The following is a 7,867-nucleotide window of genomic DNA, read 5'->3' as shown; positions in this document are numbered from 1 at the left end:
GATCGAACGCGGGGTAATCTTCACCCAGCAAATAATTTTTGACGACCGTCGACCAAATCAGGTCCTTGCCGCGCAGCATGTTGAACGTCAGCGCAAGGAAGCGACCGTCCAAATAGCCATGCGGTGCACTCAACGTTTCGACCATCGTGATCTGATTGTCGTCGATGAAATTCAGCAGCTCGCCGCCCGTGCTGAAATCGACTTGCGCGGTAAAAAATGTCGCGCTGCGCACCTTGTCGGCACCGTCAGTTGCGGCGAGCACGGCAAGCGTCGCGGCTAAGGTCGTTCCGGCAACACAATATCCTATCGCATGCACATCTGGCACGCCAAGGCCGTCGCGCACGGTATCAATCGCATCTATCTGGGCTGCGATATAATCGTCCCAGACAATGTCCTTCATCGAGCTATCAGCAGATTTCCAAGACACGACAAAAACGGTGATGCCTTGGTCAACGCAATATTTGATGAAGCTTTTTTCGGACGTCAGATCAAGAATGTAGAAGCGGTTGATCCATGGCGGAAAAATAATCAGCGGCGTTGCCAACACGTCCGGGGTCGTGGGATCATATTGGATCAGCTGATACAACGGCGTTTGATGGACGACTTTGCCCGGCGTTGCCGCGATGTTTTCGCCCAGCTTAAAGGCATTAGAATCGCTGTGCGTCAGCTGGCCGCGCTGCAAATCTGTCATCAAATTTTGCATGCCCGACATCAGGCTTGCGCCGTTGGTCTCCATCGCCCGTTGTAGTGCGACGGGGTTGGTGAAGGGTGAATTTGCCGGGCTCATCGCCTCTATCATGCTACGAATGGCAAAGCCCATTTTGGCTTTGTCACTATCGGCGACGCCATCCAACTGATCAGCCGCGCCGAGCATATAGTCAGACATCACCTGATATCCCTGACGCATCAGGTCGAAAACTGGGTGTTCCCATTCAGGTGCAGCAAAGCGGCGATCCGACGGGTCAATTTTGCTGCGACCGGCCTTGGCCAATGGCGCAAGTATCGTCCCCCACGCGTCCATCGCGGCGCGATATGCCTTCATTGGGTCAGTTGCAGAGGCTGCCGAACCCTCAAGCATTTTGGCGAATTGGTCGGGATCCATGAAGGGTGGGAATTTCGGTGAATCGGCCATATTCCATGCATAACAAATGTCAGAAAATTGTCGAAGATTGTTTTGTTGTGCGGCGCAGCATGGACATTAGGTAAAAAAGGGCGCAAAGGCGCGCAATAATGACGTTTGAAAATCTTCCCCCGCTTCTTGATGAAGCGCTCACCGCTCGTGGCTATACTGCTTTAACCCCTGTTCAATCTGCTGTCATCACAGCTGAGGCCGAAGGCCGCGACCTTGTCGTGTCGGCCCAGACTGGATCAGGCAAAACCGTTGCTTTTGGCTTGGCCATGGCACCGCAAATCCTTGATGGTGGACTGGTCAGCCTTGCGCGCGAACCCGCCGCACTCATCATCGCACCAACGCGCGAACTGGCCTTGCAGGTCAGCCGCGAACTCATGTGGCTATATGCCAAGGCTGGCGTCCGCATCGCTACCTGCGTTGGCGGCATGGACGCGTCGAAAGAACGGCGCACGCTCAATCAAGGCGCACAAATCGTCGTCGGAACCCCCGGCCGTTTGCGCGATCACTTGGAGCGTGGCGCACTTGACCTGTCCGCTTTGAAGGTCGCGATTCTCGACGAAGCCGATGAAATGCTCGACATGGGTTTCCGCGAGGAACTCGAAGAAATATTGAACGCGACGCCCGAAGGCCGCCGCACTTTGCTTTTCTCGGCCACGATGCCGAAACCAATCGTGTCGCTAGCAAAGCGTTACCAACAAGACGCCCTGCGTATCTCCACCGTCGGCGAAGACCGCGGCCATGGCGACATCAGCTATCAGGTCGTCACGGTCGCTCCACCGGACATTGAGAACGCAGTTGTGAATCTGCTGCGTTTGCATGAGGCCGAAACCGCTATCCTGTTTTGTGCGACGCGTGAAAATGTGCGCCGCCTGCATGCCAGCTTGACCGAGCGCGGCTTCAATGTCGTTGCGCTGTCGGGTGAGCATTCGCAGTCCGAGCGGAACCACGCGCTTCAGGCGCTGCGTGACCGCCGTGCCCGTGTATGCGTTGCAACCGACGTTGCGGCGCGCGGTATCGATTTGCCCAACCTGTCGTTGGTGGTCCACGTTGAATTGCCACGCGATGCCGAAGGGCTTCAGCACAGGTCGGGACGTACGGGGCGTGCGGGTCGTAAGGGTACTGCCGTTCTCATTGTGCCCTATCAGCGCCGCAAGCGCGTTGAATCGATGTTGCGCGGCGCGAAGATTGAGGCAGACTGGATTAAAGTCCCGACTGCCGCAGATATCCGCGCCAAGGACCATGAACGTCTGCTCGAAACACTTTTGACACCTGTCGAAGTAGAAGATGAAGATCGTGCATTGGGTGCAAAGCTGCTCGAAACGATGTCGGCTGAAGACATCGCCGCTGCGCTGGTTCGTGTGCATCGCGCCAAAATGCCGCAGGCAGAAGACATGCTGGATGACGGCACGCGCGAACGTCCGCGTGATGACCATCGCGCCGGATTTGACGATTCTGTTTGGTTCAAGCTCAACGTTGGCCGCCGTAACAACGCAGATCCAAAATGGATATTGCCGCTGCTGTGCCGTCGTGGCGGTGTGACCAAGAACGACATTGGTGCCATCCGGATTGCCGCGAACGAAACCCATGTGGGTATCGCTGCTGCCGCTGTTGCAAAATTTGCCAAGGCAATCGCGCAGCCGGGGCATGACGAAGACAATGATGTTGAGATCGTGCAAGCCAATGGCCCGCCACGTGAAGCTGCGCGTGAAAACAAGCGCATGGGTCGCGACGGAGGCCGCGATGGTGGCCGCCCGCAACGTGCCCAATTGGGCGTCAATCCACGCGGAGATGGACCTCGCGGTGATGGCCCGCCACGCGGTGGTCCACGTGGTGGATCGAACCGTGACGGTGTACGTCCATTCCGCAATGATGGACCACCCCCGTCAAAGCATGGCGTGCGGCACAAAGCGAAAGGCAATCGGCCGCGCTAATCCGCGGTCCGAAAGCTTTTTCTGGAAATGCGCGAAAACTTCGCGCATGAGGGTGGCTCTGTAAACAACTAACCGGAAACGGGAGCCAATGTCCGAAGAATTCTACCGCATCAAGCGTCTGCCACCTTATGTTATCGCTGAAGTTAATGCGATGCGTGCGGCGGCCCGTGGTGCGGGAGAGGACATTATCGATCTGGGCATGGGCAATCCCGATTTGCCGCCGCCGCCCCATGTCATCGAAAAATTGTGCGAAGTCGCGCAAAAGCCAGATGCTCATGGCTATTCTGCTTCCAGAGGTATTCCCGGCCTCCGTAAGGCGCAGGCCAATTATTATGCGCGCCGCTTTGGGGTGGATGTTGATCCCGAAACCGAAGTCGTCGTGACAATGGGTTCGAAAGAGGGCCTTGCAAGCCTTGCAACCGCTATCACTGCGCCGGGTGACGTCGTCTTGGCGCCGAACCCAAGCTACCCGATCCACACGTTCGGTTTCATCATCGCCGGTGCAACCATTCGGTCCGTACCCACGACGCCTGATGAAAATTATTTCCGGTCCCTGGAGCGCGCCATGGCGTTCACAGTCCCGCGGCCGTCGATTTTGGTGGTCAACTATCCGTCCAACCCCACCGCAGAAACCGTCGATCTGGCGTTTTACGAGCGGCTTGTTGCTTGGGCGAAAGAGAACAAGGTCTGGATATTGTCCGATCTTGCCTATTCAGAACTCTATTTTGACGGCAACCCGACCCCGTCCATTTTGCAGGTGAAGGGCGGCAAAGATGTGGCCGTTGAATTCACGTCATTGTCCAAAACCTATTCGATGGCAGGATGGCGTATCGGTTTTGCCGTGGGTAACCGCGAACTGATCGCTGCGATGACGCGCGTTAAAAGCTACCTCGATTATGGAGCATTTACGCCCATTCAGGCGGCGGCGTGCGCTGCATTAAATGGCCCGCAAGACATCGTCGAACAAAATCGGCAGCTCTATCACAAGCGCCGCGATATCCTTGTCGAAGCATTTGGCCGCGCTGGCTGGGACATTCCTGCACCGAAGGCGTCGATGTTCGCATGGGCACCATTGCCGCCTGCGCTTGCGCATTTGGGGAGCCTAGAGTTTTCCAAACAGTTGCTGACCGAAGCAAAGGTCGCAGTCGCGCCGGGTGTGGGATATGGCGAAGATGGCGAAGGCTATGTGCGCATCGCTATGGTTGAAAACGAACACCGCCTGCGTCAGGCCGCACGCAACGTGAAGCGTTACCTGCAATCGATGGGGGTCAACACCCCTGGCCAATCAAAGGCAATCTGACATGGCGCGGAGCGAGTTTGCTTTCCATCACCGTTTCCGCGTGCGCTGGTCAGAGACGGACGCGCAGGGCGTCGTTTTTAACGCGCGCTATCTGGATTATGCCGATGTTGCGGTGACCGAATATTGGCGCGAGGCGAAATTCCGCGATTATGCCGATGGCGCGCCTTTGGAGTTTCATGTCAAAAAGGCGACCGTCACATGGTTTGCGCCGATCAAGCCGGACGAGCTTATTGAGGTTATGGCGCGAACGGTTGCGACTGGGCGGACGAGCATGACCCAAATCGTCGAAATCCATGGCATTACCGAAGATGGCTCAGACGATTTGCGCGCAACAGTTGATCTTGTCAGCGTGCATGTCGACCTTGACACGCATCGCCCCATTCCCTTGCCACATTGGGTGAAGGATGTTTTCCAGAAGTTCGATCAACAGGCTGCTACCCCAGCAGCTGTAATGGCCGACGCGTAAGACGGGTTGGGCATGCGCACGAACGCCCGTTTGAGCTTTCTGGCGATCATTGCGGTTCCACTGCTATTGGTGAGCGGTTGCACGCCAGCGGGCACTGCAGACGAACGCAGCGAGAGTGCGGAAGCATTCCCGCGCGCGGAACGTCTAGTCTCCACAGCGGGTGATACCGAATTTTCGACTGAGGCCGCACGTGATGAAGCAGGTGAGGCCGAATTTGTGATGGATTGGGCCGGGATCCAGCTTGGGACCACAGTGGCGGATATCGGGGCAGGCGAGGGCTATTACACCATCCGCCTTGCAGACCGCGTTGGACCAAAAGGGCGCGTGCTTGCGCAGGATATCAATCGGGATGCGCTTGACCGACTGGGCGCCCGGGTCACGCGCGAACAGCTCGATAATGTTGCCATCAAGGAAGGCGCTCTGGATGATCCCCGCTTGCCAGAAAACAGCTTTGACCGGGTTTTCATGGTGCATATGTATCATGAAATAGCCGAGCCCTACGCGTTCCTATGGCGCATGCGGCCTGCGCTCGCCAAGGGCGGACAGGTCATTGTTGTAGACCGCGATCGCCCCACCGCCCAACACGGTATTCCGCCGAAGCTGCTGTTCTGCGAATTTGATGCCGTGGGCTATCGTTTGACGGGCTTTACCGAACAATTGAAATTGGGTGGATATATCGCCCGCTTTGAAGTCAGCGGGAAGCGGCCTGAGCCTTCAAAAATCAAGACATGCGCGTCGCGTTACCCACAAAACTAGGCTGAATGATTCGGCGCGCTTAATCGCCGTCAAAACCGATGAGCGATCCGACCCGTACGCCGTTGGCGCGCAACTTGGCCGCGCCGCCAAGGTCAGGCAGGTCAACGATGAACAAAGCTTGTTCAACCCTGCCGCCGCCTTGCTGGATTAAGTCAACGCCAGCCAGGGCCGTGCCACCCGTGGCAATCAAATCGTCGACCAGCAGCACTTTCTGGTCAGGCTGCACATGGCCGACATGCATTTCAATGCGGTCGGTGCCATATTCGAGCGTGTAATCCGTGCCGATTTTCTCGCCCGGCAGTTTACCGGGCTTACGCAGCATCAATTGGCCAAGGCCCAGCACATATGCCAGAGCAGACGCCACGATAAAGCCACGTGCCTCAATACCAGCGACAAGCTGCGTATCCGGGTCCACCAGCGCCGCGAGCCGGTCAATGGTCATGCGATAGCCGTCTGCGTCGAGCAGCAGGCTGGAGACGTCGCGGAATAGGATTCCCGGTTTGGGATAATCCGGAATGTTGCGAATCAGGGCGGCGAGGTCGGCGTTGTCATGCATGTGCCATGACTGCCCGCAACCCGCAGGATTTTCAAAAGAAAAGGGCCAGAACATGTTTGTTTATGGATGCCGAACGCGCAGCCATAAAAAAGGGGCAGCCTATTGCTAGGCCGCCCCATTTTATATCCCGTAAGGGAAACCGAATTACTTCAGTTCGACGGTTCCGCCGGCTGCAAGGATCTTCGCCTTGATGTCTTCGGCTTCTGCCTTGTTTACGCCTTCCTTGAGTGCCTTTGGAGCGGCCTCAACAAGAGCCTTTGCTTCGGTCAGACCAAGGTTGGTGATCGCACGGACTTCCTTGATGACTGCAATCTTGTTGCCGCCGTCGCCGGTCAAGATAACGTCAAATTCAGTCTGCTCTTCAGCAGCTGGTGCAGCGGCACCAGCAGGTGCAGCAACAGCAACAGCAGCAGCGGCGCTAACGCCCCACTTTTCTTCCAAAGCCTTAGCAAGTTCAGCCGCTTCAAGAACGGTCAATGCCGAAAGTTGGTCTACGAGCTTTTCAATATCAGCCATTTAAATAACACTCCGATTTTCTGTCATATCTGTAGGGCCCGCCCAGCCGGTTAAAACCATGGGACGCAGCCGGTTTAATTCAAAAAAGTTATGCTGCCTTTTGGTCAGCATAGGCACCAAAAACGCGTGCCAATTTCGCAGCAGGTGCGGTCGACAGCTGTGCAAGCTTCGTTGCCGGTGCTTGGATAAGCCCGATAAGCGTGCCGCGCAGTTCGTCGAGCGATGGCAACGAAGCCAGCGCCTTTACACCGTTTACATCAAGGAACGTGTCACCCATCGCGCCGCCGACAATTTCAAGTTTGTCATTGGTCTTTGCGAACTCGACAGCAATCTTTGCAGCTGCAACCGGGTCCGACGATGTGGCGAGCGCTGTAGGGCCGGTAAGCAATTCAGCTACCGATCCATATTGCGTTCCTTCAAGAGCGATTTTGGCAAGACGGTTCTTGGCAACCTTATAGCTTGCGCCAGCGTCCCGCATCTTCAAACGAAGGTCGGTCGATTGTGCAACCGTCAGCCCGAGATTACGGGTGACGACGACAACCGCCGCTTCATTGAAAGTGGCGTTCAGCGATGCAACTGTTTCGGTCTTTTCAGAACGGTTCATGCATTACTCCTTTTTCAGACTTCGCCGGCGAACCGACAAAATCCAACACGAAAAGCGAAACACCCGGCTGGGCGATCCGCTGACTTCAGTCCGTGGGGAAGTTTCATGCCGAACTCACACGATCTAAAATCGGGAGCGGTGGCGAAGGATGGCAAAAGCCAGTCCTGAAATCTCTATCCCCGTCTAGGCTGGAAATTAAGAACGGCAAATTCCGTTCACCAACTGTCTCGGACGGTTGCCGGTGGAGCCGTCGCCCCACCGAACGAGGCGGGCATTAGCAGGGTTGGACGCAGAGTCAAGGGCGGCGGCCCCTTTGATCGCTGTCCGCTGGGATCGCGTTTCAAAATCCTATGAAAGTCTGGACAATTTATCTTACTGGACAATCCTTGCTTGGCTGACTTAATCGAAATGCAATTCATCAGGTTAAAGGACACAATGATACATGCCCGACACGCGTGAACAAACAGCGGCGCTGATTGGCGCATATTATGCTGCATTCAATGCCATGGATGTTGAAGCTATCTTGGCATGTCTGGATGACAATGTGGCGCATGATATCAATCAAGGGGACCGTGAAACCGGCAAGCTGGCCTTTCGCGCCTTTCT

The 7,867-nt window shown here is 56.1% G+C and carries 8 protein-coding genes; 4 read left to right on the top strand and 4 right to left on the bottom strand.

The genetic code is table 11. From position 1 onward, the window contains the following. A partial coding sequence (locus ACILQA_RS08230) for a PHA/PHB synthase family protein (RefSeq protein ID WP_395629264.1) occupies nucleotides 1-1,132 on the bottom strand: 1,132 nt, incomplete at its 3' end. 98 nt (nucleotides 1,133-1,230) lie between these two features. Between ACILQA_RS08230 and ACILQA_RS08225 the strand changes: the two genes are divergently transcribed. The 4 genes from ACILQA_RS08225 (at nucleotide 1,231) to ACILQA_RS08210 (ending at nucleotide 5,585) form a co-directional block, all read left to right on the top strand. Then, entirely contained in the window at nucleotides 1,231-3,063 is a 1,833-nt protein-coding gene (locus ACILQA_RS08225; RefSeq protein ID WP_395629263.1) for a DEAD/DEAH box helicase, read from the top strand. A gap of 88 nt (nucleotides 3,064-3,151) precedes the next feature. Further along, nucleotides 3,152-4,363 (top strand): LL-diaminopimelate aminotransferase, encoded by a 1,212-nt coding sequence (locus ACILQA_RS08220; protein WP_395629262.1) that lies wholly within the window; start codon nucleotides 3,152-3,154, stop codon nucleotides 4,361-4,363. A 1-nt stretch (nucleotide 4,364) separates the two neighbouring features. After that, nucleotides 4,365-4,829, top strand: coding sequence for an acyl-CoA thioesterase (locus tag ACILQA_RS08215; RefSeq protein ID WP_395629261.1), 465 nt, complete (start codon nucleotides 4,365-4,367; stop codon nucleotides 4,827-4,829). 12 nt (nucleotides 4,830-4,841) lie between these two features. Beyond that, nucleotides 4,842-5,585 carry a class I SAM-dependent methyltransferase gene (locus ACILQA_RS08210; RefSeq protein ID WP_395629260.1) on the top strand — a complete coding sequence of 248 codons (744 nt, stop codon included), beginning with the start codon at nucleotides 4,842-4,844 and terminating at the stop codon, nucleotides 5,583-5,585. A gap of 19 nt (nucleotides 5,586-5,604) precedes the next feature. Here ACILQA_RS08210 and ACILQA_RS08205 read toward each other — a convergent pair whose 3' ends face one another. The 3 genes from ACILQA_RS08205 to rplJ form a co-directional block, all read right to left on the bottom strand. Further along, entirely contained in the window at nucleotides 5,605-6,141 is a 537-nt protein-coding gene (locus tag ACILQA_RS08205) for an adenine phosphoribosyltransferase (RefSeq protein ID WP_395629259.1), read from the bottom strand. Nucleotides 6,142-6,285: 144 nt separating this feature from the next. Next, on the bottom strand, nucleotides 6,286-6,657 hold the full coding sequence (gene rplL / locus ACILQA_RS08200) for a 50S ribosomal protein L7/L12 (RefSeq protein ID WP_395629258.1): 372 nt from the start codon (nucleotides 6,655-6,657) through the stop codon (nucleotides 6,286-6,288). 88 nt (nucleotides 6,658-6,745) lie between these two features. After that, nucleotides 6,746-7,261: a 50S ribosomal protein L10 gene (gene rplJ / locus ACILQA_RS08195; RefSeq protein WP_183939690.1), complete on the bottom strand. Its 516-nt coding sequence runs from the start codon at nucleotides 7,259-7,261 to the stop codon at nucleotides 6,746-6,748. Between the last annotated feature and the right edge of the window lie 606 nt (nucleotides 7,262-7,867).

Origin of the sequence: Sphingorhabdus sp. (assembly GCF_044239005.1) — a bacterium.
Lineage (GTDB): Bacteria > Pseudomonadota > Alphaproteobacteria > Sphingomonadales > Sphingomonadaceae > Sphingorhabdus_B.
Note: the sequence above shows the minus strand (reverse complement) of the source record. Positions and strands in the feature narration are given on the sequence as shown.

What these genes read in the sequence shown, in the direction of transcription:
- ACILQA_RS08225 (WP_395629263.1), top strand. Translation starts at nt 1,231, where the DNA reads ATGACGTTTGAAAATCTTCCCCCGCTTCTTGATGAAGCGCTCACCGCT.
- ACILQA_RS08220 (WP_395629262.1), top strand. Translation starts at nt 3,152, where the DNA reads ATGTCCGAAGAATTCTACCGCATCAAGCGTCTGCCACCTTATGTTATC.
- ACILQA_RS08215 (WP_395629261.1), top strand. Translation starts at nt 4,365, where the DNA reads ATGGCGCGGAGCGAGTTTGCTTTCCATCACCGTTTCCGCGTGCGCTGG.
- ACILQA_RS08210 (WP_395629260.1), top strand. Translation starts at nt 4,842, where the DNA reads ATGCGCACGAACGCCCGTTTGAGCTTTCTGGCGATCATTGCGGTTCCA.
- ACILQA_RS08205 (WP_395629259.1), bottom strand. Translation starts at nt 6,141, where the DNA reads ATGCATGACAACGCCGACCTCGCCGCCCTGATTCGCAACATTCCGGAT.
- rplL (WP_395629258.1), bottom strand. Translation starts at nt 6,657, where the DNA reads ATGGCTGATATTGAAAAGCTCGTAGACCAACTTTCGGCATTGACCGTT.
- rplJ (WP_183939690.1), bottom strand. Translation starts at nt 7,261, where the DNA reads ATGAACCGTTCTGAAAAGACCGAAACAGTTGCATCGCTGAACGCCACT.